This window comes from Pseudonocardia sp. DR1-2 (genome assembly GCF_023717215.1).
Lineage (GTDB): Bacteria > Actinomycetota > Actinomycetes > Mycobacteriales > Pseudonocardiaceae > Pseudonocardia > Pseudonocardia alni.
This window is the reverse complement of record NZ_JAMQOF010000006.1, coordinates 210,242-235,002: the sequence shown is the minus strand read 5'-3', so window position 1 is coordinate 235,002 and position 24,761 is coordinate 210,242. Positions and strand designations below refer to the sequence as shown.

Below are 24,761 nucleotides of genomic sequence, written 5' to 3'. Positions count from 1 at the left end.
ATCCTTGGTGGGAGTGATGCCGATGACCGCCGTGACCGACCACGTGCCCACCTACCCGATGACGCGCGGGTGCCCCTTCGATCCGCCCGCGGAGCTCGCCCGCATCCGGGACGACGAGTGCCCGGCCGGACCGGGGGTCGCCCGGGTCAGGATCTGGGACGGCAGTACGCCGTGGCTCGTCACCCGCTACGACGACGTCCGCGCCGCACTCGCCGACGAGCGGCTGTCCGCCGACGCCGATCGCGACGGCTACCCGGCCGCGTCGCGGTCGCGCCGCGTGCGCTCCCAGGGGCGCCGGCGCAGCTTCATCATGATGGACGGCCCCGAGCACGCCCGGCACCGGCGGATGCTCATCGGTGAGTTCACCGTGCGCCGCATCGAGCGCCTCCGGCCACTGGTCGAGCAGACCGTCGCCGAGCTGCTGGACGCCATGGCGGCGGGGGAGAACCCGACCGACCTGGTGCAGGCGTTCGCGCTGCCGCTGCCGTCGCTGGTGATCTGCCACCTGCTCGGGGTCCCCTACGCCGACCACGCGTTCTTCGAGGCACAGAGCCGGATCATGGTCGACCTGACCTCGGGCGCGGAGGCGTCGGCCGCGGCGTCGGACGCGCTGCAGGACTACCTCGCCGGCCTCGTCCGGGAGCGGCTGGACGAGCCGCGCGACGACGTGCTCGGCGGGATGGCCGCCCGGGTCGCGGCCGGGGACCTCACCGTCGACGAGGCGAGTGCCTCGGCGCTGCTGCTGCTCGTCGCCGGGCACGAGACGACGGCGAACATGATCGCGCTCGGCACGCTGACCCTGCTGCACCACCCCGACCAGCTCGCCGTCGTCCGCGACGGCGACGCCGGGCAGGTCCGCGCCGCGGTCGAGGAGCTGCTGCGGGTCCTGACCGTGACCCACATCGGCCGCCGCCGGGTCGCGACCGAGGACCTGGAGATCGGCGGGGTCACGATCCGCGCGGGGGAGGGCGTCGTGCTCGCCGCCGAGGCCGCCAACCGCGACCCCCGCCAGTGGTCGCACCCCGACGAGGTCGACGTGACCCGCGGGACGAACCGGCACGTCGCGTTCGGGTTCGGGGTGCACCAGTGCCTGGGGCAGCCGCTGGCCCGGCTGGAGCTGCAGATCGCCTACCCGGCGCTGCTGCGGCGCTTCCCGGGACTGCGGGTCACCGTGCCGGACTCGGAGATCGCGTTCCGCGACGACATGGCGGTCTACGGCGTGCACGCGCTGCCGGTGGCATTCTGATGGCCATGCGCGTGATCGTGGACAAGGAACTGTGCATCGGGGCCGGTCAGTGTGTCGTGACCGCGCCCGACGTCTTCGACCAGGACGACGACGGGATCGTCGCGCTGCTGACCGACTCGCCCGCCGAGGGCGACCGGGACGCGGTGAAGGAGGCCGAGCACGTGTGCCCGGCCCGGGTGATCAGTGTGGAGGACTGACCCTCAGGCGGCGCTGACGCCGATCAGCATGCCGACCAGGTACGTGGCGCCGGCGGCGATGGCGCCGAACGCCAGCTGGCGCAGCGCCGCCGACCACCACGACCGGGAGGTGAACCGCGAGGTCAGCGCCCCTGCGACGAGCAGGCCGACGCCGCCGACGGCGAGGCCGAGCGCGAGCGAGCCGTAGCCGAGCAGGAACGTGATCAGCGGGATCAGGCCGCCGACCGCGAACGCGGCGAACGACGACACCGCCGCCACCCACGGCGACGGCTTGTCGTCCAGGCTCACGCCCAGCTCCTGGCTGATGTGCATCCGCAGCGCCAGCTCGGGGTCGCGGTGCACCTCCCGGGACACGGCGTCGGCGGTCTGCTCGGACAGGCCCATCTCCCGGAACCGGGCGGCCAGCTCGTGCTGCTCGGCGCGGGGGTGCTGGGCCAGCTCACGGCGCTCGACGGCGGCCTCGGCGTCGAGGGCGTCGTTCTGGGTGCCGACCGAGGCGAACTCGCCGAGCGCCATCGAGAACGCGCCCGCGACGACACCCGCGAGCCCGCTGAGCACGATGACGTCACGGCCCGCCCCGCCGCCCCCGACGCCCGCGATCAGTGCGATCGTGGTGACCAGGCCGTCCATCGCGCCGAAGGTGGCCGCGCGCAGCCAGCCGCCGGAGATGTCACGGTGGGAGTGGTCGTGGTGGTGGTCGGCGAGCTCCGCCTCCAGCTCCGGATCGTTCACGGATGCAACAGTAGGCCGCCGCCGCTCGCCGCGCGGCGGCGCGCGACCACCCCGACACTGGGTCGATGTCGTCCGATGACACGGCTCCGCTCTGGCTGTTCGCCGACCAGCTCGGCCCGCACGTGTGGGACACCGAGGAGTTCGCCGGCCGCGAGATCGTGATCGTCGAGTCCACCCGGGCGCTGGGCCGGCGTCGCCACCACCGGCAGAAGCTGCACCTGGTGCTGTCCGGGATGCGCCACCTCGCCGAGCAGCTCGGCGACCGGGCCACCTACCTGCGCACCGACACCTACCGCGAGGCGCTGGAGCAGGTCGGCCGCCCGGTGGTGGTGCACCAGCCGACGTCGTTCCCGGCCTCGGACATGGTGCGCCGCTTCGTGAAGGAGGGGCTGGTCACCGAGGTCCGGCCCACCCCGACCTTCGCGCTGGGCAAGGACGAGTTCGACGACTGGGCCGGCGACCGCGAGACCTTCCGGATGGAGGAGTTCTACCGCGCCCAGCGCGAGCGGTTCTCCGTGCTCATGGACGGCGAGAAGCCCGTCGGCGGGAAGTGGAACTACGACCACGACAACCGCGAGTCCCCGCCGAAGGGCGCCGCGCGCCTGGAGGTGAAGGCGCCCTGGAAACCCCGCGAGGACGGGATCGACGAGCAGGTCCGCGCCGACCTCGACGCGGCCGGGTACCCCACGGTCGGCAACGACGGGCCGCGCCGCTTCGCCGTCACCCACGAGGAGGCCACCCGGGCGCTGCGGCACTTCGTCCGGCACCGCCTCGACACCTTCGGCCCGTACGAGGACGCGGTGCTGGAGCAGGACTGGGCCATGGCGCACTCGTTGCTGTCGGTGCCGATGAACCTGGGCGCGCTGCACCCGCTGGAGGCGGTGCACGCCGCCGAGCAGGCCTACCACGACGGGGACGCGCGGCTGTCCAGCGTCGAGGGTTTCGTCCGGCAGATCCTCGGCTGGCGGGAGTACGTCTGGCAGCTGTACTGGCGCTTCGGGCGCGGCTACACGCGTCGCAACCACCTGCGGGCCCGCACCCCGCTGCCGGACTGGTGGACCGACCTGGACGCCGACGCCGTCACCGCGAACTGTCTGTCGCACGCCCTGGGCGGGGTCCGCGACCGCGGCTGGACCCACCACATCCCGCGCCTGATGATCCTCGGCAACCACGCCATGCAGCGTGGCTACCGGCCCGCGGAGCTCAACGAGTGGTTCGCGACGGCGTTCGTCGACGGGTTCGCCTGGGTGATGCCCGCCAACGTGATCGGGATGAGCCAGCACGCCGACGGCGGCCGGATGGCCACCAAGCCCTACGCCTCCGGCGGCGCCTACATCGACCGGATGACCGACCTGTGCTCGGGCTGCGCGTTCGACCCGAAGGTGCGGGTGGGGGAGAAGGCCTGCCCGTTCACCGCGGGCTACTGGCAGTTCGTGCACCGCCACGAGGAGATGATGGCGGGCAACAACCGCACCGCCCGCGCCGTCGCCACGATGAAGCGGCTGACCGATCTCGACGCGCTGCTGGAGCAGGAGTCCGCCCGCGAGGAGTTCTGAACCGGCGGGCTCGCTAGGCTCCCCGGTCGTGACCGCAGTCCGCCCGCTCGACGTGCTGGGCACCGTGCTGCGGCTGGGGCTGGCCGTGGTCTGGCTGGTGTCGGGGGCGGTGAAGCTGTCCGAGCCGTTCACCACGGCCGTCGCCGTCGCCGCCTACCGGGTGCTGCCGGACGCGCTCGTCGTGCCGGTCGCGACCCTGCTGCCGCCGCTGGAGATCGCACTCGGCCTGCTGCTGCTCGCGGGCCTCGCCACCCGGCTCGCCGCGGTGGTGGGCACCGTGCTGCTGCTCGCGTTCGTCGCCGGACTGGTGCAGGCGTGGGCGCGCGGGCTGGCGATCGACTGCGGCTGCTTCGGCGGTGGCGGACCGGTCGACCCCGACGACACCGGCTACGGCCTGGCCCTGCTGCGCGACCTCGCCTTCGTCGCGGCCGCGGTGTACCTGACGGTGCGCCCGCGCACGCTGTTCTCCCTCGACGGGCGCGGGGACCGGGCCGCGGCACACGACCACGACCGGCGGGCGCCGGCGGACGCGACGGAGGAGCACTGATGGGACAGAGCGAGCGCGAGCGCCGGCAGGCCGCGCAGGCCCGGCTGCAGGCGGCGGGGATCAGCTCCGCACGCACCTCGAGCGGGCTCGGTCGCAACCTCGGGATCGGCGCGCTCGTGCTGGTCATCGCCCTGGCCACGGGCGTCTACGTGCTGTACCAGAACTACCAGAAGGCGACCGTCGCGACCTACCCGGTGACCCGCGACGGCGTCGTCGTGAAGGCCGGGAACCAGGCGGCCCCGGTGACCGTCGACCTCTACGAGGACTACCTCTGCCCCGCCTGCAGACAGCTGGAGAGCAGCGTCGGGAACCAGCTCACCACCGCGGTGAACGAGGGCAAGGCGAAGATCAACTATCACCACGTCGTGATCCTCGACGAGCGCTCGACCCCGCCCGGCTACTCGACCCGCGCCGGCAACGCCGCGCTGTGCGCCGCCGACGCCGGGATCTTCCCCGCCTACCACTCCCGCCTGTACACCGACCAGCCCGCCGAGGGCAGTGCCGGCAAGACGGTGCAGGAGCTGACCGCGCTCGGCACCGAACTGGGGGCCACGGGCGACTTCGCGGGCTGCGTCACCCGTCAGGCGAACACCCAGGCGATCGCCGACGCGACCAAGGCGGCCGTCGCCGACCCGGCGGTGGCGCCCGGCGGACGCTTCGGGACCCCGACGGTGATGGTGAACGGGGTCAAGATGGATCTGAGCAACGGGGACTGGCTGTCGACGGTGACGGGCTGACCGCCCCCACGGTGACGCGCGGCAGGAACCACTGCACCAGCGGCCCGACGGCGAGTGCGTAGACCACCGTCACCGGGCCGAAGACACCGCCGAGCGCCCACCCGACGAGCACGACCGTCACCTCGATCGCGGTCCGCACCAGCCGCACCGACAGGCCGGTGCGGGCCGCGAGCCCGGTCATCAGCCCGTCCCGCGGGCCCGGCCCCAGCCCGACCCCGATGTAGGCCGCCGTCGCCGCCGCGTTCAGCACGATCCCGGCGACGGCGTACGCCGTCCGCAGCCACAGCGCCTCCGGGGCGGGCAGCACCGCGAGCGCGGTGTCCACCGTGGCCCCGATGACGACGACGTTCGCCACCGTCCCCAGCCCCGGTCGTTCCCGCAGCGGGATCCACAGCAGGAGCACCCCGACCGCGACGACCACGGTCACCGCGCCCACCGACAGGGCCGTACAGCCGGCGACGCCCTGGTGGAACACGTCCCACGGCATCGAGCCGAGGGCCGCGCGCATCATCAGCGCCATCGAGACCGCGTAGGCGACCAGGCCGGCCACGAGCTGGGTGAGCCGCCGGGTGCGCCGCGGCATCCGCAGCGACCAGCGGGAGCTGTCGATCGTCACGAGATGGCATGCTGCCCCTGTCGGTGGCCTGTCGTCACCGTGCCACTCGAGCGGAAGTGGATCGGGAATGACGCAGGGGATCGGGGCGGAGCGCCTCGCCGCGCTGAGCGGTGACGTCCACGGCGGGCGCGGCCCGGCGTACCGGGTACTGGCCGACGCCGTGCGGGTGCTGACCGGTGACGGCAGGCTGCCGTCGGGTACCCGGCTGCCGGCCGAGCGGGCGCTGGCCGAGGCGCTGGGCGTCAGCCGGGTCACCGTCGCCCGCGCCTACCGCGACCTGCGCGACGACGGCTGGGCCGACGCCCGGCACGGGGCGGGCACCTGGGTGCGGCTCCCGGACCGCACCGGGGGCGTCGACGGGGTCTGGGCGCCCGGACCGGTGGACCGCGGCACGATCGACCTCGCCCACGCCGCGCCCGCCGCGCCCGCGGTGCTGCCCGACCTGGTCGCCCGCGCCGTCGAACGGGGTGCCGCGGAGCTGGCCGGACACGGCTACGGCCCGGACGGCCTGCCCGCGCTGCGGGCCGCGATCGCCGACCGGTTCACCGCCCGGGGGCTCCCGACCGGGCCGGAGCAGGTCGTCGTGACCGGCGGGGCGCTGCAGGCGATCGGGATCGTCGTCGCCGAGCTGGCCGGGCCCGGCGACCGGGTGCTCGTCGAGCACCCCACCTACCCGTCGGCGCTCGACGTCGTCGCCGACGCGGGGGCGGTCGCCGTCCCGGTGGCGGCGGACGGCGCCGACGCGACCCCGCAGACCGTGCTGCCGCGGGCCGCCCGGCAGACCGCGGCGCGGGTCGCGTACCTGATGGCGGACTTCCAGAACCCCACCGGCCGCCTCCTCGACGACGACGCCCGCGCCCGGCTCGTGCAGCGCCTCTCCCGCCAGGGCACGGTCGCCCTGGTCGACGAGACCTTCGCCGAGCTGGACCTGCGCGAGGGCGCCACGGGGCCGCTGCCGTGCGCCGCGCACGCCGCCGGTCCCGACGACGTCGTCACCGTCGGCGGGCTGAGCAAGATCGCCTGGGGCGGGCTGCGGATCGGCTGGATCCGGGCCGGCCGCGAGCGCGCCGCCCGGATGCGACGACGGCTGGCCCGCGCCCAGCTGGCGCTGCCGGTGCTGGAGCAGCTCGTCGCCGTCGAGGTGCTGGAGCGGCTCGACGTGCTGCGGGCCGAACGGGTCGGGGTGCTGCGCACCCGGCGCGACCTGCTGGTCGCCGAGCTCGCCGCGGCCCTGCCGGACTGGCGCTTCACCGTCCCCGACGGCGGGCTGGCGCTGTGGTGCGACCTCGGTGCGCACGTCTCGACGGCGCTGACCGCGGCCGCCCCGCGGCACGGCCTGGTGCTGGCGCCCGGCCCGCGGTTCGGGGCCGGGCACGCGTTCACCGACCGCTTGCGGGTGCCCTTCACCCACCCCGGGCCGGTGACGGCCGAGGCGGTGCGGCGCCTGGCCCGCACCGCCCGCGACGTCGCCGGGCCGGGCCGGACGACCGGAGCCGACCCGGCGACCCGGGCCGGCGTCGTCGTCTGAGGCGGGCCGGTGGTGGTCTCCGACGCCTACTTCAGGCCGGAGCGGACGAAGCCGTCGACGATCCGGCGTTGCAGCACCAGATAGAGCAGCAGCACCGGGAGGCAGGCCATTCCGGCGGTCGCCATCATCGGTCCCCAGTCGTTTCCCTCGGTGCCCATGAAACTGCGCAGACCCAGCTGCAGGACCGCATTCGTGCGCTGCAGCACCAGGGCCGGCCAGAAGTACTCGTTCCAGGCGTTGACGAACAGCAGCACGCCGAGCGCGGCGAGGGCCGGGGCGAGATTCGGCACCACGACGGTCCACAGCGTCGACCAGGCGTTGCGCCCGTCCATCCGGGCGGCCTCGAGGAGCTCGAACGGCACCGAGCGGACGTGTGCGCGCAGCATGATCACGGCCAGCGCGGAGCACAGGTTCGGGATGACGACCCCGGCGACGGAGTTCAGCGTGCCGAGCTGGTTGAGCAGCACGTAGTTCGGCACCATCGTCACCTGGAACGGCACCAGCCAGGTCGCCACGAACAGCAGGTACAGCACGTTCTGGAAGCGGAACCGCCAGGCCGCGAACGCGTACCCGGCCAGCAGCCCGGTCAGGAGCTGGCCCAGCGCGATCATCACCGCCATCACCGTGGTGTTCAGCAGCAGCCGCGGCATGTCGACGGCGCCCCAGGCCTCGGCGTAGCTCGCACCGGACAGCGGCCAGGGGAACGGGCTGAGCGAGTGGACGTCCTCGGGGGCGCGCAGCGAGGTGGCGTAGAGCCAGTACACCGGCACGATCGCGGCCAGCCCCAGCAGCCCGAGGACGAGGTGCCCGACGATCCCGCGGGACCGTGGCACCGCCGCTCCGACGATCTCACGAGTCATGGAACGACAACCGTTCGGTGAGACGCACCAGCACCAGGGCGAGTGCCCCGAACCCGAGGAAGAAGACCATCCCCGCGGCCGCGCCCAGCCCGGCGTCGAACGAGCCGAAGGCGTAGTCCCACAGCAGGTAGTAGACGTTCGTCGTGGCGCCGGACGGCCCGCCCTGCGTGAGGGTGTCGACCAGGGGGAAGCTCCACTGGGCGGCCAGCAGCAGCGTCATGAGCAGCAGGAACGACAACGTCGGCGACAGCAGCGGCACGGTGATCCAGCGGGTGGTCTGCCACCGGGTGGCGCCGTCGAGCGAGGCGGCGGCCGAGTACTCGGAGTCGATCCCGGCCAGTCCGGCCGCCACGACGAGCGTCGCGAAGCCCAGCACGTGCCAGCCGGTGATCACGATGACGGCGGCCTGGGCGGGCCCGGGCTCCTGCAGCCAGTTGACCGACGTGCCGAGCAGCCGGTTCACCAGACCGTCGCGGGGGTCGAGCATCCACTGCCAGACCGCCGCACCGGCGACCGGTGCGACGAGCATCGGCGCGAACACCAGCGCCTGGTACACGGTGGCGGCCCGGCCGTGCACCTGCCGCGCCAGCAGGCCGACGACCGTGGGCACCACGAGTGTGAACGGCAGCAGCCCGAGGATCAGCACCGCGGTGCGGCCGACCGATGACGAGAAGTCCGGCAGCGCGAACAACCGCTCGTAGTTGGCGAACCCGACCCAGGTCGCCGGGCTGGTCGGCAGGAGGTTCCAGGAGAGGAACGACAGCTGCACCGTCGTGGCCAGCGGCCGGTAGACCCACACCACCAGCAGTGCGAGCCCCGGCAGGAGGAACAGGTAGGGCGGCGCGGCCCGGGCGGCCCGGGTCGTCCACGGCAGCCGCACCGGCGCCGGGGCGTCGGTGCGCTCCGGCGCCGGGACCTCGACGAGCGTGCTCACCGGGGGACCCGCTCCGCCATCCAGGCGATCCGCTCGGCGGCGTCGACGTCGTACACGGGCGCGCCGTCGAGGGGCACCGCCGAGGCGACCGCGGCCTCGTCGAACAGGTCGATCCGGCTCAGCGCCGCGCCGGACACCCCGCGCAGACGCCCGGCAGGCGGGAACACGTCCACCTGGTAGACCAGCGCGGGTGCCACCCATACCGGGATCCCGGCAAGCACACCCGCCCCGGCGTGGTGGGCGTGGCCGCAGACGATCATCCGTACGTCCGAACCCGCCAGCACCGCAGCGAGACGCTCCGGCTCCCGCAGCCGCAGCAGGTCGACCGACGGCACCGGCGACGGGAGCGGCGGATGGTGCAGGACCAGCACCGTCCCCCCGGGGGCCGGCACCGCGAGCTCGGCGGCGAGCCGGTCGAGCTGCTCGGGCCCGATCCGCCCGTGGTGGTGGCCCGCGATGGTGCTGTCCACCGCCACGATCCGGGTGTCCCCGGTCCACAGCACGCGGTCCGGGCTGCCGAAGACGGTGGTGAAGGCATCGAGCTCGTCGTGGTTGCCCATCACCGGGACGACGGGCACGTCCAGCGGCTCCAGGAGCTCGGCGAGCAGCGCGTAGGCCGCCGGCTCGCCGTCCGCGGCGAGGTCGCCGGGCAGGAGCAGGGCGTCCGGCGGCGGGCCCGCGGTGACCCGGGCCAGGGCCGCCCGCAGCGTCACGGCAGAGGCGGGGTCGTCGGTCAGATGGGTGTCGGAGACGATCGCGAGCCGGGTCACCGGGCCCCCAGCAAGGCCTGGCCGCGCTGCTGGGCGGCGAGCAGCGTGGAGCGCGGGTCGGCGCCCTGCAGCACGACCTGCTCGACGGCGCCCATCATCCCGTCGCGGATCTGCAGGTAGTCGTTGCCGGGGAAGGACACCCACGGCTCCATCCGGCCGAGCTGCTCGATGTTGATCCCGGCGGTCGGGTTCTCGGCCGCCCAGTCCTTGAGCGCGGACTGCACCAGCCCGGTCCGCAGCGGCAGGTAGCCGATGTTCTGCGCGATCCGGGTGAACGCCTCGTCGCTGGTCAGGAACGTCAGCAGCTCCCAGGCCGCACGCTGCTCCGGCCCGCCGTCGGCGAGCACGTAGAGCGCGGCCCCGGAGTTCGTCGGGACGGCCGGGGCGCCGCCGAAGGACGGCATCGCGGCCCCGCGCAGCTCCCAGCCGGCTCCCGCCGCGCCCTTGCCGAACGTGCCCTGCAGGGAGGAGGACTCGAGGATCATGCCCAGGTCACCGCGGGCGAACGCCTCGACGGCCTGCTGCTGGGTGAACTTCGGGGTGGCGCCGGAACGCACCATGTCGGCGAACGTCCTCACGGCCTCCACGGCCTCCGGCTCGGCGTACCGCAGGGTGGTCCGGCCCTCGGAGAGCACCCGGCCGCCGTTGGACCGGACGAGGCTCTGCAGGCACCAGTCCTTCGCGACCGTGGTCACGCAGTCGGCGTAGGCGCCCTCCTTGCCGGTGGTCGCCCGGATCCTGGCGGCGGCGTCGGCGACCCCGGCCCAGGTGGCGGGGGGCTTCGCCGGGTCGAGTCCGGCGGCGCGGAAGAGCGAGGCGTTGTAGTAGAGCACCGGGGTGGACAGCACGAACGGCACGCCGTAGGTCCTGCCGTGCAGCGTCCCGAGGCCGGTCGTGGCCGGGGCGAACGGGTGCGGTCCGCCGAAGTTCCGGGCGACGGCGTCCGCCCCGACCAGGTCGTCGAGCGGCTTGGCGCCGAGCTGGTCCACGAGGAACCCCATGTCGGAGAACCCGACCTGGACGAGGTCGGGGGCCTTCCCGGTCGCGGCCTGGGTCTGGATGCTCGAGATGGTGTCGGCGGCGGGGTTGGGACTGGTGCCCTGCGGCCTCTGCGCGACGACGGTGATGTCCGGGTGCCGGGCGTGGAAGGTCTCCAGCAGATCGGTGAACGTGTCGGTCCACGGTCCGGCCTGGCCGAGGTTGTAGGACTCGAACGTGATCGTGACCTGTTGGCCGGGGGCGAGCTCGGGGGCCCGCGCGACGGTGCCGGGCGCGGTGCCGGCGGAACCGCCGACCCCGCATCCGGCGAGCAGCGCGACCGCGGCCAGCGCGGCCGCGAGGGGACGGAGGTGACGCATGTCGACTCCTCGGTGTCAGACCGCGACGGGGGCGCGGGTCGGTTCGGGGGTACGCACCAGCCGGCGGCCGCCGGTGGCGGAGAACAGGTGCACACGGTCGGGGTCGGCGGTGAGCCGGACGTGGTCGCCGCCGGCGAGGCCGAGGGGGCGGGGGCCGCGCAGGGCGATCCGGCCGGACCCCACGTCGAGGTGCGCGACCTCCTCGCCGCCGAGGTTCTCGACGAGCCGTACGGTGCCCCGCCACGCGGCGGCTCCCTCGCCGACCCGCAGGTGCTCGGGCCGGACGCCGACGAGCACGTCCCGGCCCTCGTCGTCGCCGGGGCCGAGCGGGACGTCCACGCCGTCGCCGACCGCCCGCAGCAGGCCGTCGGTGCCCTGCAGCCGGGCGGGCAGCAGACCGATCGCGGGGGAACCGACGAACCCCGCGACGAAGGTCGAGGCCGGGGCGTCGTAGACCTCCTCCGGGGTCCCGACCTGCTCCAGCCGCCCGCCGTTCAGCACGGCGATCCGGGTCGCCATCGTCATCGCCTCGACCTGGTCGTGGGTGACGTGGACGAACGTGGAGCGCAGCCTGCGGTGCAGATGGGTCAGCTCGGCGCGGGTCGCGGTGCGCAGGGTGGCGTCCAGGTTGGACAGCGGCTCGTCGAGCAGGAACGCGCCCGGTGCCCTCACCAGTGCCCGTCCCAGCGCGACCCGCTGACGCTGTCCCCCGGACAGCTCCCTCGGGCGCCGGTCCAGCAACTCCTCCAGACCGAGGACCGAGGCGACCTCGGCGACCCGCGCGCCGACGTCCCGGCGTCGGCGGGTGCGCAGCGGGAATCCGATGTTCTTCGCGACGGTCAGGTGCGGGTAGAGCGCGTAGCTCTGGAAGACCATGGCCAGGTCGCGTTCGCGCGGGGCGACGGTGGTGATGTCGCGGCCGTCGAGCAGGACCCGGCCGCCGGTCGGCGGGGTCAGCCCGGCGACCATGCGCAGCAGGGTCGACTTCCCGCAGCCCGACGGGCCGAGCAGGACGAGGAACTCGCCGTCGGCGACGTCGAGCGAGATGCCGTCGACCGCCGTGACGTCACCGAAGCGGCGGGTCAGGCCGTCGATCTGGATGCGGCTCACCGCGGGTCTCCTTCGGGTGGTGGTTGCCACGGATGTCAGCAGCGCGGGATGGCGTCGCGGTGAACAGCGGCGCCCGTGAGGGTCGCGACGGCCTCGGTGTGGCGCGGCCGAGGTGTCGCTGACCAGCGACGATCGGAATCTCCGGTCGCTCGATACGAGGTCGGGCACGAGCCCGGGCCGCTTCCGCGCGCCGACCCGGGACCTCGTCCGCCCGTGGTCACGCGACGTTCGCCCGGCCGTCGTCCGGCGGCGACCGGCGCGGCCTACCGTCGCGGGCATCCGTCGGAGAGGGGCAGGCCCATGGAGCTCCGTCACCTGCGGGCCTTCCTGGCGATCGCGGACGAACTCCACTTCGGCCGGGCCGCCCGGAGACTGCACCTCGCCCAGCCGTCGCTCTCGCAGCAGCTGCAGCGCCTGGAGCGCGACGTCGGTGTGGAGCTGGTGCGCCGGAGCTCCCACGAGGTGCGGCTGACCCCGGCGGGCGAGGTCTTCCGGGGGGAGGCCCGCAAGCTCCTGGACCAGGCCGACCGCGCCGTGGCGGCGGCCCATGCGGTCGCGGCGGGCCGGGCGGGGACGCTCACCATCGGCTTCAACTTCCCCGCCGGGCAGGACGTGCTGCCCGCGGCGTTGGCGGTGCTCAACGCCGAGCACCCCCACGTGCAGACCCAGCTGTGGGAACGGCGGACCGGGCCCCAGGTGGAGGGGCTGCTGGCCGGCGAACTGGACGTCGGGTTCGTCTACGGCAGGCCGACCAGCCCGCAGCTGTCCTCCACCGAGCTGATGACGGTCCCGGTCGTCGCAGTGGTCGGGGAACGGCATCCGTGGGCGGGTCGCGAGAGCGTGCCGATCCGCATGCTGGACCGCCAGCCCTGCCTGCTGTTCCGGCGCGAGCAGAGTCCCGCGATGTACGACGCGATCATGGGCGCCGTCGACCGCGCGGGCATCAAGCTGACGGTCACCGCCGAGGTGGACGATCCCGTCGCGACCAGTGTGTTCGTCACCGCGCGCCAGGTGATCGGGTTCGCCTCGGCGTCGCGGGCGGTCCGGGCCGCGTCCCAGGGCCTCGCCGCCGTGCTGCTGACCGATCCCTCGCCGACGCTGACCCTGCACGTCGTGTGGCGGACCGAGGACCGGACACCGTTGGTGGACGCGCTGCTCGGCGCCCTCGGCGCCGCCGGTCCCTACACGTTCGCGCGGACCTGACCGCGGTGACGCCGGGTGTCACCGGTGCACTCCGCCGCCGGACCCGGCCGGGTCGCCGCGGAGTGCACCGGAGTCGTGCGCGCCCGCCGGCGTCGCCGGCGCCGCCGAACGGGGTCAGATCACCAGGTCGATCACCAGCACCAGGACCAGGCCGGAGACCGAGATGACGGTCTCCATGATCGACCAGGTCTTGATGTTCTGGCCGACGGTGAGCCCGAAGTACTCCTTGACCAGCCAGAACCCGGCGTCGTTGACGTGGGAGAAGAACAGCGAGCCCGCGCCGATCGCCAGTACCAGCAGCGAGGTCTGGGTCGGGTCGAGCGTCGGCAGCAGCGGGACGAGGATGCCCGCGGCGGTCACCGTCGCGACCGTCGCCGACCCGGTCGCGAGTCGGATCGCCACCGCGACCAGCCAGCCCAGCAGCAGTGCGGAGATGCCGGCGCCGGTGGCCCAGCCGGCGATCATCGCGCCGATCCCGGTGTCGACCAGGGTCTGCTTGAACCCGCCGCCCGCGGCGACGATCAGCACGATCCCGGCGATGGCGGGCAGCGACCTCTCCAGCGAGCCCATGATCCCGGCGCGGTTCATGCCGGATCCGGTCCCCAGGGTGACCATCGCGACCAGCACCGAGAGCAGCAGCGCGACCAGCGGGGTGCCGACGAAGTCCAGCGCGGCGCGCACCGGGTTGCCCTCGGGTGCGGCGATGTCGCCGACCGCCTTGCCCATCATCAGCACGACCGGCAGCAGCACGGTGAGCAGGGTGGCGGCGAACCCGGGGCGCCGGGTGGGCCCGCCGTACGGGGCGTCGCGATCGACGGCGGCGTCGCTGCCGGCGTCGCTGCCGGAGCCGCTGGCCGGGTCGGTGCCGGTGGTGGCGCCGGCCGATCCGCCGGACGCGGTGCCGCTCCCGGCCGCGACCCGGGACTCGAAGAGCGCCGGCGGGGACACGTCGACCCAGCGGGCCGCGACCTTGGCGAACAGCGGCCCGGCCAGGACGACGACCGGGATCGACACGAGCACGCCGAGGACCAGGGTGATGCCCAGGTCGGCGTCGAGGATGCCGATCGCGGCGAGCGGGCCGGGGTGCGGCGGGACCAGGCCGTGCATGGCGGAGAGCCCGGCCAGCGCCGGGATGCCGACGGCGATCAGTGAGACCTGGGCGCGGCGTGCGACCAGGAAGATGACCGGCATCAGGATGACCAGGCCGATCTCGAAGAACATCGGCAGGCCGATCAGCGCGCCGACGGCGGCCATCGACCACGGCAGCGTCCGTGGGCCGGAGCGGGAGACGATCGTGTCGACCAGCCGGTCGGCACCGCCGGAGTCGGCGAGCAGCTTGCCGAACATCGCGCCCAGCGCGATCAGCGTGCCGACGCTCGCGGCGGTGGAGCCGAAGCCGTCGGAGAAGGCCTCCACGGCGTCGCCCATCGACATACCCGCCACGCCCGCGACGAGCAGCGAGCCGATGGTCAGCGCGAGGAACGGGTGCAGCGAGAACTGCGTGATCAGCAGGACCAGCGCGACGATGCCCACCAGCGCGGCGGTCACCAGGCGACCGGCGGAGGCGACCGGCTGGGCCTGCTCCGCGGCCAGGACGAGTGCGGGGTGCAGCGTCATCGCGGGGCCACCTCCGGCCCGGTGACGGCGACGGCGCCCGCGACGATCTCGTCGACCGGCCGGCGGATGTCCAGCGTCGTCCCGGCCTCGTCGGCGGCCAGCGGCTCCAGGGTGGCCAGCTGGGAGTCGAGCAGCGCGGTCGGCATGAAGTGCCCGGAGCGCCCGCCCATGCGCTCGGCGAGCACGGCGGCGTCGCCGGACAGGTGCACGAACACCGTCGACGGCGCGTGCGAGCGCAGCCGGTCGCGGTAGGCACGGCGCAGCGCCGAGCAGGCGACGACGAGCCCGGTGCCGGTGTGCTCGGCCAGCCGGGCGCCGACGGCGTCGAGCCAGGGCTCGCGGTCGGCGTCGGTGAGCGGGATCCCCTGGGTCATCTTCGCGACGTTCGCGGCCGGGTGCAGGCCGTCGGAGTCGGTGAAGGGGACACCGAGGGCGTCGGCGAGGGCGGCGCCGACGGTGGACTTCCCGGAGCCGGACACCCCCATCACGACGACGAGCGGGTGGGGTGGTGGCTGCTGTGTCGCCGGCTGTTGCGTCACTGCATCGGCTCCTCACGGGTGTGGCGGCATCGGCACGCGGACCGGGAGTACCCGGACCGTTGTGGGGACCAGAGTGAGTTATTAGTAGTACTTTTTCAACACCGAATCGGTTCAGGTATGTCGTATCGCGTCGTCGAGCCTGTCGAGTGGCACGATTCGGGTCGTGGGTGGCGCAACGGAGGGTCTGCACGGGGACGTCCTGGACCGGCTCGGTACCGCGATCGCCGCGGGGACCATCGGGGCGGGCGAGGTCCTGCGGGCCGAGGAGCTGGTCGCGCGCTACGGCGTGTCGCGCACCGTCGTCCGGGAGGCCGTGCGCGTGCTGGAGTCGATGGGCCTGGTGCGCAGCAGGCGCCGGGTCGGCACGACGGTCGCCCCGCGGGAGCAGTGGAACGTGCACGACCCGCGGGTGATCCGCTGGCGGCTGGACGGTCCCGGCCGCGACGAGCAGCTGCGGTCGCTGTCCGAGCTGCGCTGCGGGGTGGAGCCGCTGGCCGCGGAGCTGGCCGCCGACCGGGCCACTCCCGAGCAGTGCGGTGCGCTCGTCGGCGCGGTGATGGACATGACCGTGCACGGGCGGTCCGGAGACCTGCTGGCCTACCTGGAGGCCGACGTCGTGTTCCACCGCACGCTGCTCGCGGCCTCGGGCAACGAGATGGTGGCCGCGCTGGGCGACGTCGTCGCCGAGGTGCTGGCCGGGCGCACCCGGCACCACCTGATGCCCAGCCGTCCGGAGCCCGACGCGATCCGGCTGCACCGCGACGTCGCCGACGCCGTCCGGTCCGGTGACCCGGCGGGTGCCGGAGCGGCGATGCGCGAGATCCTGCGCGAGGCGGACGCGGCGATGCGGGCCGGTGTGGCGCGCGCTCCGGGTCCTCGATTGTGATGATGGTGCGGATCCGGACGTATCAATCCGTCGTCCGCAACCGATCATAGGGAGACCGTCGTGCGCGACGGGGCCGCGGCACCACGTCGCGGGACGGTGCCGAAATGAGTGAGATGATCTCGCAATGGCCGTACGGCGGGTGACGGAAGAGCTGCAGCGACTGGGCTTGTCGGGCTACGAGGCCAAGGCCTACGTGGCGCTGGTCAGCGCGGGCGAGGCGGTCAACGGCTACGAGGTGGCGAAGCGGTCGGGGGTGCCGCGCAGCACCGTCTACGAGACGCTGGGCAAGCTCGTCGGCCGCGGCGCGGCGTTCGAGGTGCGGGCCGCCGACGGCACCGGCTACGTCCCGCTGCCGCCCGCGACGCTGCTGGAGCGGATGCGCCGCGACTTCGACCGCACGCTGGGCATCCTGCAGAACGAGATCCCGCGGCTGACCGCGCCACCGCAGGTGCGGCTGGTGCACTCGCTGACCGAGCGCCGGATGCTGCTCGAACGGGCCGAGGACGTCGCCGCCGCGGCCCGCTCCGAGCTGTACGTGCTCGGCTGGCCGGAGGACGTCGAGGCGCTCAAGCCCACGATCCGCCGGGCCGAGGAGCACGGCGTCGACGTGGCCACGGTCGTCTTCGGCGCCGACGACGACCCGGTCGGCTGGCACACCGAGCACCGCTACTCGGCCCCGTCGGCGGTCGAGGACAACCTCGGCCGGCGGATGCTCATCGTCGTCGCGGACCGGGACCAGGCCGTGATCGGGGGGCTCACCGCCGACCGCACCTGGGGCCTCTACACCGACGACCCGGCCGCGGTGCTGCTCGCGCACCTCTACGTGCGTCACGACATCGCGATCCACCGCGTCGCCGACCGGTTCGCCGAGCACGGGTTCGACGAGTTCTGGGTCGACGACCCCGCCCTGCGACGGCTGCGCGAGCCCGTCGGCGAGCCGGTCCGGGCCGTCGACGGCGCGCCGCGGTCCGTCGGCCCGGAGACCGACGACCAGGGCGTCGACATCGAGGACCTGGGCGACGACGAGGACGGGCGCAGCCGGGCCGGCTGAGCGTCGCAGCTCAGCCGGCGGGGACCTCCTCCGGCCTGCGCCCGCCCAGGTGCCGGCCGAAGAAGTCGAGGATGATCTGCGCCCGCTGGACGCGGTGGCGCGGCGACCCGTCGCGCGACATCCCGTGGCCCTCCTCCGGGAACCGCCAGTACTCCACCGGCCGCCCGAGCAGCCGCAGCGCGACGAACAGCGCGTCGGCCTGCTCGACCGGGCACCGCAGGTCGTCCTCGGAGTGCAGGATCAGCATCGGCACGTCGATGCCGCGGACGTGGTGCAGCGGGGACATCCGCCGGTACTCCTCCGGCGCGTCCAGCAGCGAGCGGCCCAGCTCGTGGCCGAACCACCCGGCGGCGTCGGAGCTCCAGTCCAGCGACTCCAGGTTGTTCACCGCCCGCTCGCTGCACGCGGCGGCGAACCGGGCGGAGTGGTGGGCGGCCAGCCACGAGGTGAGGTAGCCGCCGTAGGACCCGCCGAGGACGCCCACCCGGTCCCGGTCGAGCCGGTCGAAGGCGGCAAGGGCGCCGTCGAGCGCGGCGAGCACGTCGTCGGCGTCGATCCCGCCCCACCCGGTCCCGGGCGCGGTCTCCGCCAGCGGGCTCCGGATCGACCGGACCCGGTCCTGGGTGTAGCCGGTCGAGCCGTGCGGGTTGCACCAGACGACCGCGTAGCCGGCGCCCGCCCACAGCCGGAACTCGTCGAACCAGGCGTCGGCGTACTGGGTCATCGGGCCGCCGTGGATCGACAGCAGCACCGGGATCCGCCCGCCGTCGCCGGTGGCGGGCTCGTCCGGCAGCAGCACCCAGGTGTCGACGTCGCCGTCCCCGGCCGGGGACGGCACGGCCAGCCGCACCGGGGTGCGCCCGCGCGGCACGGCGTCGTGGAAGGGCTCGGTCAGCGAGGTGAGCCGGCGCAGCGACCCGTCGTCGGTGACGTGCAGCTCGCCGAGGTGGTCGTGGTCGGTGACCAGGACGCCCGCCCGCGCGGTCGTAGGCGGTCACCGCCCGCTCGCCGGTCAGCAGCGCCTGCGCGGTGCCCGCTCCGGCGCCGTCGGCCGCGACCCGGTACAGGTGGATCCCGCCACGGTCCTCGCAGGACACGAGCAGGTGCCCGTCGTCCCAGATCGGGGCGCGGGCGCCGGGGAACGGCCGCCAGGTGCGGTCGACACCGGTCGCGAGGACGTCCTCCCGCCCGGTCGCGACGTCGACCACCGCCGGCGACGCGTGCGCCGGAGACGCCAGGTGGTCGTCGGAGGCCAGGGTGGCCAGCCGGGTGCCGTCCGGCGACCAGGACGGGTGCGTGTGGTGGCGCCCGGTGCGGGTGAGCCGCCGCGGCCCGCCCCCGCCACCCGTGGCGTCGACCAGGTAGATCCGCGCGGTCTCGTCCAGGTCCCAGTCCGGCTCCCGGTCCGCGACGACGGCCAGCGTCCGCCCGTCCGGCGACCAGGCGGGCGACGAGTGCTCGTACGGCCCGCCCGCGACGGCCACCGGGTCGCCACCCCCGGCGTCGACGACGAACACCGTCGACGGGCGGTCGATGATCCAGCCCTCCCCGTCCAGCCGGCTGAACAGCCGGTCGATCCGGCGCGGCTCACGGGCCCGGTCGTCGTCGCCCGTGGCCCAGCGGGCCGCCCGCTCCCGGGACACGAAGGCGATCCGCGTGCCGTCCGGCGACCACACCGGCTCGGACACCGGCTCCGGACGCTCGCAGACCACCACCGGCTCGCCCGGGACGCCGATCGGCAGCACCCGCAGCTGCGCGCCGCCGCCCTCCCGCCCGGTGACGACGGCCAGCCTCGTCCCGTCCGGCGACCAGGCGGGGGAGGAGTCGCCGTGCTCGGAGCCGGTCAGCCGGCGCGGTGGGCTGCTCCCGTCGGTCGGGGTGAGCCAGATCGCAGTGCGGTACCGGTTGGCGCCGAGGTCGACGCGGCGGACCGCGACGGCGACGACCGTGCCGTCCGGGGACACCGCGGGGGCGCCGAGGGTGACCAGTCGTCCGATGTCAGAGGGCTGCACGGGGCCGACGGTAGGTGTCGGCTCCGGCAGGGGCACCCCCCTTTCCGGGCCGGAAACCGGCCCGTGTAGTGTTCTTCATGTCGCAAGGGGCTGTGGCGCAGCTGGTAGCGCACTTGACTGGCAGTCAAGGGGTCAGGGGTTCGAATCCCCTCAGCTCCACCCTTCTTCACCAGGCCAGGACTTCGGTCCTGGCCTTTTTCTTTGCTGGGTGTGGCCGATCTGAGTGACCGACCGAGTGTCCATCGCCCACCGGGCGTCGCTCCGGTGGATCAGGACCCGTGGCAGTGCACCGTCGTCGACGCCGTCCTCAGCGTCTGTCGCGACCCGCAGGGCCGGGGCGGCCGCCCCGCTGCATCGAGCGCTGCGGCAGCCGAGGCGCGGCGGAACGGCCGACGCGGCTCACGCCCGCGCCGCACCGTCCCGCGGGGAAGGCGGGCAGGACAGCGGCCGGCCCCGTCGAGACATCTCCGGTCGGCGGCGCGTGCGTGGACCGCACCGGTGGCGGGGTCGTCCGCGACCCGGCCGGGTCGACGTCGTTCCCGGCGCAGCGCACCCGGGCTTCGCGACGGAGCCGTCGGACCCCGGGTCCTGCCCGTCCGGACCTGTGGTCCGGACGGGCGTCGAGGACGGTCGGGTCAGAGCGCCGACTCGGCGCGGTCCCAGGCGGCGGGGTCCCCGGTGGGCTCGTGGCGGGTGGGGGCGAGGGAGCCGCGGAGGACGGCGCGCAGGTCGGTCAGACCCCCCTCGAGCGCACCGAGCGCACGGGCCTGGACCAGCGCGTTCCCGTAGGCGGCGGCCTCCACCGGACCGGCCAGCACGGGCAGCCCGCACGCGTCGGCGGTGAGCGCGCAGAGCAGCGTGTTGCGGGCGCCGCCGCCCACCACGTGCACCACGTCGACCTCCTGGCCGGAGAGCCGGATCGCATCCCGGACCGCCCGGCGGTGGGCCAGCGCGAGGCTGTCCATGATGCACCGCACGACCGCGGCGCGGCTGGTCAGCGGTCCGGTGGCGGCGGCCGCGATCCGGGCGGGCATGTCGCCCGGCGGGATGAACGCGGGGTCGCCCGCGTCGACCACGGCGGTGAGGCCGGGCTCCGCCGCCGCCGCCTCGAGCAGCGGGCCGAGCTCCGGGTCACCCCACTCGCGCAGGCACTCCTGCAGCAACCACAGACCCATGACGTTGCGGAGGTACCGCACGGTGCCGTCCACGCCGAGCTCGTTGGAGAAGTTCGCGGTGCGGCTGTCCTCCCCGGTGACCGGCTTGTGCAGCTCCAGCCCGACCAGCGACCAGGTCCCGGTCGCGACGTAGGCGAACCGGTCGGTGTCCGCGGGTACGCCGACCACGGCCGAGGCGGTGTCGTGCGAGCCGACGGCGACCAGCCGCTCCCCACCGGGGAGCGAGCCGATCACGGTGCCGGGCTCGACGAGCGGGGGGAACAGGTCCGGCTCGATGCCGACCCGCGTCATCACCCCCCGGGCCCAGTCGCGGGTGTGCACGTCGAGCAGGCCGGTGGTCGAGGCGTTGGTGACCTCGGCGACCCGTGCTCCGGTCAGCCAGTGGCCGAGCAGGTCCGGGATCAGCAGCAGCTCCCGGGCGAGTGCCCGCTGGGGCGACCCGGCGGCCGCCACCAGCTGGTAGACCGTGTTGAACGGGAGGACCTGGACACCGGTGGTGGCGTAGCTGTCCGGCACGCGCGCCGCGACGCCGTCGGTGCGGGAGTCCCGGTAGTGCACCGGGTTGCCGAGCAGGGCCCCGGACGCGTCGAGCAGGCCGTAGTCCACCGCCCAGGAGTCGATGCCGACCGCCTCGACCGGGCCGGCCTTCGCGAGGCCGTCCAGCACACCCCGGTAGAGGCCCAGCACGTCCCAGTGCAGGGTGTCCCGCAGGCGCACCGGCCCGTTGGGGAACCGGTGCACCTCCGTCAGCTCGATCCCGGCGGGGGACACCTCGCAGGCCATGACCCGCCCGCTGGAGGCCCCCAGGTCGACCGCGGCGACCCTCATCGCAGGAACGCCGCGGCCACACCCGAGTCGACGGGGACGTGCAGGCCGGTCGTGCGGGTCAGCTCGCCGCCGGTGAGGGCCATGACCGCCGCGGCGACGTGGTCGGGGAGCACCTCGCGCTTGAGCAGGGTCCGCTGGGCGTAGAACTCGCCGAGCTTCTCCTCCTCGACGCCGTACACCGCGGCCCGGGACGCCCCCCAGCCGCTCGCGAAGATGCCCGACCCGCGGACGACGCCGTCCGGGTTGATGCCGTTGACCCGGATCTGGTGCGGGCCGAGCTCGGCGGCCAGCAGCCGGACCTGGTGGGCCTGGTCGGCCTTGGTGGCGCCGTAGGCGACGTTGTTCGGCCCGGCGAACACGGAGTTCTTGCTGGAGATGTAGACGATGTCGCCGCCCATGCCCTGCTCGATCATGATGCGGGCGGCCTCGCGGGAGACGAGGAAGCTGCCCTTCGCCATGACGTCGTGCTGGAGGTCCCAGTCCTTCTCGGTGGTCTCCAGCAACGGCTTGGAGATGGACAGACCCGCGTTGTTCACGACCAGGTCCACCCCGCCGAAGGCCAGTGCCGCGGCGCGGAAGGCCGCGGCGACGGCCTCGCCGTCCGACACGTCCGCACCGATCCCGATCGCGGACTCGCCGATCTCGGCGGCGACGTCCGCCGCGGTGTCCGCGTCCAGGTCCGCCACGACGACACAGGCACCCTCGGCGGCCAGCCGCAGCGCGACGGCCTTGCCGATCCCCGAGCCCGCGCCGGTCACGAACGCGACCCGGGTGGCGAGGGGCTTCGGCTTCGGCATCCGCGCGAGCTTGGCCTCCTCGAGCGCCCAGTACTCGATCCGGAACTTCTCCGCCTCGTCGATCGGGGAGTAGGTGGACACCGACTCGGCACCGCGCATCACGTTGACGGCGTTGACGTAGAACTCGCCCGCGACCCGCGCGGTCTGCTTGTCCTTCCCGAAGGAGAACATGCCCACGCCCGGTACCAGCACGATCGCCGGGTCCGCACCCCGCATGGCAGGGCTGTCCGGGGTGGCGTGCCGGTCGTAGTAGGCCGCGTACTCGGCGCGGTACTCCGCGTGCAGCTCCGTCAGCCGGGCCACCGACTCCTCGACCGACGCCGACGGGGGCAGGTCGAGCACGAGCGGGCGGACCTTGGTGCGCAGGAAGTGGTCCGGGCAGGAGGTGCCCAGCGCGGCCAGCGGGAGCAGCTTCTCGCGGGAGAGGAACTCCAGCACCACCTCGTCGGCCGTGTAGTGGCCGACCTGGGGCCGGTCGGTGGAGGCGAGGCCGCGGATCACCGGCGCGAGCGCGGCGGCCCGGGCGGTGCGCTCGGCCTCCGGCAGGGGGTCGTAGCCGGGGCGCACCGGGCCGAACGGCTCCGGGGCGCCCCGGGAGTCCAGGTACTCCTGCGCGGTGCGGATGATCTCCAGCGAGTTCGCCTCGCACTCGGCGGCGGTGGCGGCCCAGGCGGTGATCCCGTGCCCGCCCAGGACGGCGCCGATCGCCTGCGGGTTGGCCGAGGCGACCGCGGAGATGTCGAGGCCGAGCTGGAAGCCGGGACGCCGCCACGGCACCCACAGCACGCGGTCGCCGAAGATCTCCTTCGTGAGGGCCTCGCCGTCCGCGGCGCAGGCCAGGGCGATGCCGGAGTCCGGGTGGAGGTGGTCGACGTGCGGCGCGGCGACGAGCCCGTGCATCGCGGTGTCGATCGAGGGGGCGGCGCCGCCCCGGCCGTGCAGGCAGTAGTCGAACGCCGCGACCATCTCGTCCTCGCGGTCGACGCCCGGGTACACGTCCACCAGCGAGCGCAGCCGGTCCAGCCGCAGCACGGCGAGCCCGGCCTCGGTCAGGGTGCCGAGGTCTCCGCCCGAGCCCTTGACCCACATGAGCTCCACCGGCCGGCCGGTGACCGGATCGGTCTCGGTGCCCTTCGCGGAGGTGTTGCCGCCTGCGAAGTTGGTGTTGCGGGGATCGGCGCCGAGTCGGTTGGATCGGGCGATCAGGTCCTGCACGGGGTTCACGGTGTGGCCTTCCATGTGATCAGACGCCCCAGCTCGCCTGGGTCCCGCCGACGCGCTCGGCGGCGATCCTCTCGGCGTGTCCGGACGTGCGGTAGGTGGCGAACGGGTCGGCCGGGAGGCCGCGCGACGCGCGGAACTCCGCGAGCAGCGGGCGGACGTCGGTGTGGTAGGCGTCCATCAGGATCGCGTTGGCACCCAGGACGTCCCCGGTCTGCTGGGCGGTGCGCAGCTCGTCACGGTCGACGAGCAGCGCCTTCGCGGTGGCTTCCTGGACGTTGAGCACCGAGCGGATCTGGCCGGGGATCCTGGGCTCGATGTTGTGGCACTGGTCGAGCATGAAGTTCACGCCGGACCCGGGCCGCAGCGCGTCGTTCCCGACGATCTCGTTCATGATCCGGAACAGCTGGAACGGGTCGGCGGCGCCGACGATCAGGTCGTCGTCGGCGTAGTTGCGGGAGTTGAAGTCGAAGGCGCCCAGCCGCCCCGCCCGCAGCAGCTGCACCACGATGAACTCGATGTTGGTGTTCGGTGCGTGGTGGCCGGTGTCCAGCACCACCTGCGCGCGGTCACCGAGGGCGAGACAGTGCAGCAGCGACGTGCCCCAGTCCGGGACGTCGGTGGTGTAGAAGTACGGCTCGAAGAACTTGTACTCCAGCAGCAGGCGATGGGTCGGGTCGAGCAGTGCGTAGATCTCCTGCAGCGACTCGGCGAGCCGGTCCTGGCGGGACCGGATGTCGTCCTGGCCCGCGTAGTTCGTGCCGTCGGGCAGCCAGAGCTTGAGATCGGTGGATCCGACGGCCCGCATCACCTCGACGCACTCCACGTGGTGCGCGATCGCCTTCTTGCGCACCACCCGGTCCGGGTGGGTGAGCGAGCCCAGCCGGTAGTCGTCGTCCTGGAACAGGTTGGAGTTGATCGCCCCGATGGAGACCCCGAGCTCGGCGGCGTGCGCGCCGAGGGCGGCGTAGTCGTCCACCGAGTCCCAGGGGATGTGCAGCGACACACGGGGCGCGAGCCCGGTGTGCGCGTGCACCTGCGCCGCGTCGGCGATCTTCTCGAACGGGTCCCGCGCGGTGCCCGGCTGCCCGAACACCTTGAAGCGGGTGCCGGAGTTGCCGAACGCCCAGCTCGGCAGCTCGATGGTCTGGGCCGCAAGGGCGTCGAACAGGGCCGGGGTGGCGGGGGATGTCATCTGCGATCACCTCGTGGAACGGGGTCTGGGTCGGGCACAACTTGAA

At 74.0% G+C, this 24,761-nt stretch carries 22 protein-coding genes and 1 tRNA gene; 10 read left to right on the top strand and 13 right to left on the bottom strand.

Annotated features, from left to right (window positions below):
- Window positions 1-16: 16 nt before the first annotated feature.
- Both ND486_RS19225 and ND486_RS19220 read left to right on the top strand, forming a co-directional pair.
- A complete protein-coding gene (locus ND486_RS19225; RefSeq protein WP_374231444.1) occupies window positions 17-1,246 on the top strand; it encodes a cytochrome P450 in 1,230 nt (409 codons plus the stop codon).
- 5 nt (window positions 1,247-1,251) lie between these two features.
- Window positions 1,252-1,443, top strand: a complete 192-nt coding sequence (locus ND486_RS19220) for a ferredoxin (RefSeq protein WP_208819900.1) — start codon at window positions 1,252-1,254, stop codon at window positions 1,441-1,443.
- A gap of 3 nt (window positions 1,444-1,446) precedes the next feature.
- On the opposite strand, the gene ND486_RS19215 is transcribed toward ND486_RS19220, so the two are convergent.
- Window positions 1,447-2,175 carry a VIT1/CCC1 transporter family protein gene (locus tag ND486_RS19215; protein ID WP_251785596.1) on the bottom strand — a complete coding sequence of 243 codons (729 nt, stop codon included), beginning with the start codon at window positions 2,173-2,175 and terminating at the stop codon, window positions 1,447-1,449.
- A 65-nt stretch (window positions 2,176-2,240) separates the two neighbouring features.
- Here ND486_RS19215 and ND486_RS19210 point away from each other — a divergent pair, with 65 nt between their 5' ends.
- From ND486_RS19210 to ND486_RS19200, 3 genes are read left to right on the top strand one after another with little or no spacing between them, the layout of a single operon-like run.
- A complete protein-coding gene (locus tag ND486_RS19210; protein WP_251785595.1) occupies window positions 2,241-3,731 on the top strand; it encodes a cryptochrome/photolyase family protein in 1,491 nt (496 codons plus the stop codon).
- A gap of 28 nt (window positions 3,732-3,759) precedes the next feature.
- A complete protein-coding gene (locus ND486_RS19205; protein WP_251785594.1) occupies window positions 3,760-4,278 on the top strand; it encodes a MauE/DoxX family redox-associated membrane protein in 519 nt (172 codons plus the stop codon).
- A complete protein-coding gene (locus tag ND486_RS19200) occupies window positions 4,278-5,015 on the top strand; it encodes a thioredoxin domain-containing protein (RefSeq protein WP_251785593.1) in 738 nt (245 codons plus the stop codon). Before ND486_RS19205 ends, ND486_RS19200 begins: the two co-directional genes overlap by 1 nt.
- Here the strand turns inward: ND486_RS19200 and ND486_RS19195 are convergent.
- Entirely contained in the window at window positions 4,966-5,631 is a 666-nt protein-coding gene (locus ND486_RS19195) for a hypothetical protein (RefSeq protein WP_251785592.1), read from the bottom strand. The genes ND486_RS19200 and ND486_RS19195 overlap by 50 nt on opposite strands.
- 67 nt (window positions 5,632-5,698) lie before the next feature.
- Here ND486_RS19195 and ND486_RS19190 point away from each other — a divergent pair, with 67 nt between their 5' ends.
- Window positions 5,699-7,159 carry a PLP-dependent aminotransferase family protein gene (locus tag ND486_RS19190; RefSeq protein ID WP_251785591.1) on the top strand — a complete coding sequence of 487 codons (1,461 nt, stop codon included), beginning with the start codon at window positions 5,699-5,701 and terminating at the stop codon, window positions 7,157-7,159.
- Between the two features lie 26 nt (window positions 7,160-7,185).
- Here the strand turns inward: ND486_RS19190 and ND486_RS19185 are convergent, their stop codons facing one another.
- Genes ND486_RS19185 through ND486_RS19165 form a run of 5 tightly spaced genes read right to left on the bottom strand, consistent with a single transcriptional unit; the run spans window position 7,186 to window position 12,191 of the window.
- The gene (locus tag ND486_RS19185; protein ID WP_251785590.1) at window positions 7,186-8,019 is read right to left on the bottom strand and encodes a carbohydrate ABC transporter permease; all 834 of its coding nucleotides are present in this window, start codon (window positions 8,017-8,019) and stop codon (window positions 7,186-7,188) included.
- Window positions 8,009-8,953, bottom strand: a complete 945-nt coding sequence (locus ND486_RS19180) for a carbohydrate ABC transporter permease (RefSeq protein ID WP_251785589.1) — start codon at window positions 8,951-8,953, stop codon at window positions 8,009-8,011. The genes ND486_RS19185 and ND486_RS19180 overlap by 11 nt, the downstream gene beginning before the upstream one ends.
- The gene (locus tag ND486_RS19175; RefSeq protein ID WP_251785588.1) at window positions 8,950-9,723 is read right to left on the bottom strand and encodes a metallophosphoesterase; all 774 of its coding nucleotides are present in this window, start codon (window positions 9,721-9,723) and stop codon (window positions 8,950-8,952) included. The genes ND486_RS19180 and ND486_RS19175 overlap by 4 nt, the downstream gene beginning before the upstream one ends.
- On the bottom strand, window positions 9,720-11,081 hold the full coding sequence (locus ND486_RS19170; protein ID WP_251785587.1) for an ABC transporter substrate-binding protein: 1,362 nt from the start codon (window positions 11,079-11,081) through the stop codon (window positions 9,720-9,722). The genes ND486_RS19175 and ND486_RS19170 overlap by 4 nt, the downstream gene beginning before the upstream one ends.
- Before the next feature lie 15 nt (window positions 11,082-11,096).
- Window positions 11,097-12,191 (bottom strand): ABC transporter ATP-binding protein, encoded by a 1,095-nt coding sequence (locus ND486_RS19165; protein ID WP_251785586.1) that lies wholly within the window; start codon window positions 12,189-12,191, stop codon window positions 11,097-11,099.
- A 300-nt stretch (window positions 12,192-12,491) separates the two neighbouring features.
- Here ND486_RS19165 and ND486_RS19160 point away from each other — a divergent pair, with 300 nt between their 5' ends.
- Window positions 12,492-13,394, top strand: a complete 903-nt coding sequence (locus ND486_RS19160; protein WP_251785585.1) for a LysR substrate-binding domain-containing protein — start codon at window positions 12,492-12,494, stop codon at window positions 13,392-13,394.
- A gap of 114 nt (window positions 13,395-13,508) precedes the next feature.
- Here the strand turns inward: ND486_RS19160 and ND486_RS19155 are convergent, their stop codons facing one another.
- Together ND486_RS19155 and ND486_RS19150 are read right to left on the bottom strand one after the other, a co-directional pair.
- Window positions 13,509-15,011: an SLC13 family permease gene (locus ND486_RS19155; RefSeq protein WP_251785584.1), complete on the bottom strand. Its 1,503-nt coding sequence runs from the start codon at window positions 15,009-15,011 to the stop codon at window positions 13,509-13,511.
- Entirely contained in the window at window positions 15,008-15,496 is a 489-nt protein-coding gene (locus tag ND486_RS19150) for a gluconokinase (protein ID WP_224403973.1), read from the bottom strand. The genes ND486_RS19155 and ND486_RS19150 overlap by 4 nt, the downstream gene beginning before the upstream one ends.
- A gap of 217 nt (window positions 15,497-15,713) precedes the next feature.
- Here ND486_RS19150 and ND486_RS19145 point away from each other — a divergent pair, with 217 nt between their 5' ends.
- A complete protein-coding gene (locus tag ND486_RS19145) occupies window positions 15,714-16,436 on the top strand; it encodes a FadR/GntR family transcriptional regulator (RefSeq protein ID WP_251785583.1) in 723 nt (240 codons plus the stop codon).
- 139 nt (window positions 16,437-16,575) lie between these two features.
- Entirely contained in the window at window positions 16,576-17,487 is a 912-nt protein-coding gene (locus ND486_RS19140) for a TrmB family transcriptional regulator (protein ID WP_251785582.1), read from the top strand.
- Window positions 17,488-17,497: 10 nt separating this feature from the next.
- Here the strand turns inward: ND486_RS19140 and ND486_RS19135 are convergent, their stop codons facing one another.
- A complete protein-coding gene (locus tag ND486_RS19135; protein ID WP_251785581.1) occupies window positions 17,498-18,358 on the bottom strand; it encodes an alpha/beta fold hydrolase in 861 nt (286 codons plus the stop codon).
- A 1,227-nt stretch (window positions 18,359-19,585) separates the two neighbouring features.
- On the opposite strand from ND486_RS19135, the gene ND486_RS19130 reads away from it, so the two are divergent.
- Window positions 19,586-19,658: transfer RNA gene (locus ND486_RS19130), tRNA-Ala, on the top strand.
- A gap of 476 nt (window positions 19,659-20,134) precedes the next feature.
- On the opposite strand, the gene ND486_RS19125 is transcribed toward ND486_RS19130, so the two are convergent.
- The 3 genes from ND486_RS19125 to rhaI are packed head-to-tail and all read right to left on the bottom strand — an operon-like array spanning window position 20,135 to window position 24,715.
- Window positions 20,135-21,502 carry a rhamnulokinase family protein gene (locus ND486_RS19125; protein WP_251785580.1) on the bottom strand — a complete coding sequence of 456 codons (1,368 nt, stop codon included), beginning with the start codon at window positions 21,500-21,502 and terminating at the stop codon, window positions 20,135-20,137.
- Window positions 21,499-23,538 (bottom strand): bifunctional aldolase/short-chain dehydrogenase, encoded by a 2,040-nt coding sequence (locus tag ND486_RS19120; RefSeq protein ID WP_251785579.1) that lies wholly within the window; start codon window positions 23,536-23,538, stop codon window positions 21,499-21,501. Before ND486_RS19120 ends, ND486_RS19125 begins: the two co-directional genes overlap by 4 nt.
- A gap of 4 nt (window positions 23,539-23,542) precedes the next feature.
- Window positions 23,543-24,715, bottom strand: a complete 1,173-nt coding sequence (gene rhaI, locus ND486_RS19115) for an L-rhamnose isomerase (RefSeq protein ID WP_251785578.1) — start codon at window positions 24,713-24,715, stop codon at window positions 23,543-23,545.
- Between the last annotated feature and the right edge of the window lie 46 nt (window positions 24,716-24,761).

Excerpts from the sequence above, each read along its gene's own strand:
- ND486_RS19225 (WP_374231444.1), top strand. The coding sequence starts at position 17 with ATGCCGATGACCGCCGTGACCGACCACGTGCCCACCTACCCGATGACG.
- ND486_RS19220 (WP_208819900.1), top strand. The coding sequence starts at position 1,252 with ATGCGCGTGATCGTGGACAAGGAACTGTGCATCGGGGCCGGTCAGTGT.
- ND486_RS19210 (WP_251785595.1), top strand. The coding sequence starts at position 2,241 with ATGTCGTCCGATGACACGGCTCCGCTCTGGCTGTTCGCCGACCAGCTC.
- ND486_RS19200 (WP_251785593.1), top strand. The coding sequence starts at position 4,278 with ATGGGACAGAGCGAGCGCGAGCGCCGGCAGGCCGCGCAGGCCCGGCTG.
- ND486_RS19190 (WP_251785591.1), top strand. The coding sequence starts at position 5,699 with ATGACGCAGGGGATCGGGGCGGAGCGCCTCGCCGCGCTGAGCGGTGAC.
- ND486_RS19185 (WP_251785590.1), bottom strand. The coding sequence starts at position 8,019 with ATGACTCGTGAGATCGTCGGAGCGGCGGTGCCACGGTCCCGCGGGATC.
- ND486_RS19170 (WP_251785587.1), bottom strand. The coding sequence starts at position 11,081 with ATGCGTCACCTCCGTCCCCTCGCGGCCGCGCTGGCCGCGGTCGCGCTG.
- ND486_RS19160 (WP_251785585.1), top strand. The coding sequence starts at position 12,492 with ATGGAGCTCCGTCACCTGCGGGCCTTCCTGGCGATCGCGGACGAACTC.
- ND486_RS19155 (WP_251785584.1), bottom strand. The coding sequence starts at position 15,011 with ATGACGCTGCACCCCGCACTCGTCCTGGCCGCGGAGCAGGCCCAGCCG.
- ND486_RS19150 (WP_224403973.1), bottom strand. The coding sequence starts at position 15,496 with ATGGGGGTGTCCGGCTCCGGGAAGTCCACCGTCGGCGCCGCCCTCGCC.
- ND486_RS19125 (WP_251785580.1), bottom strand. The coding sequence starts at position 21,502 with ATGAGGGTCGCCGCGGTCGACCTGGGGGCCTCCAGCGGGCGGGTCATG.
- ND486_RS19120 (WP_251785579.1), bottom strand. The coding sequence starts at position 23,538 with ATGGAAGGCCACACCGTGAACCCCGTGCAGGACCTGATCGCCCGATCC.
- rhaI (WP_251785578.1), bottom strand. The coding sequence starts at position 24,715 with ATGACATCCCCCGCCACCCCGGCCCTGTTCGACGCCCTTGCGGCCCAG.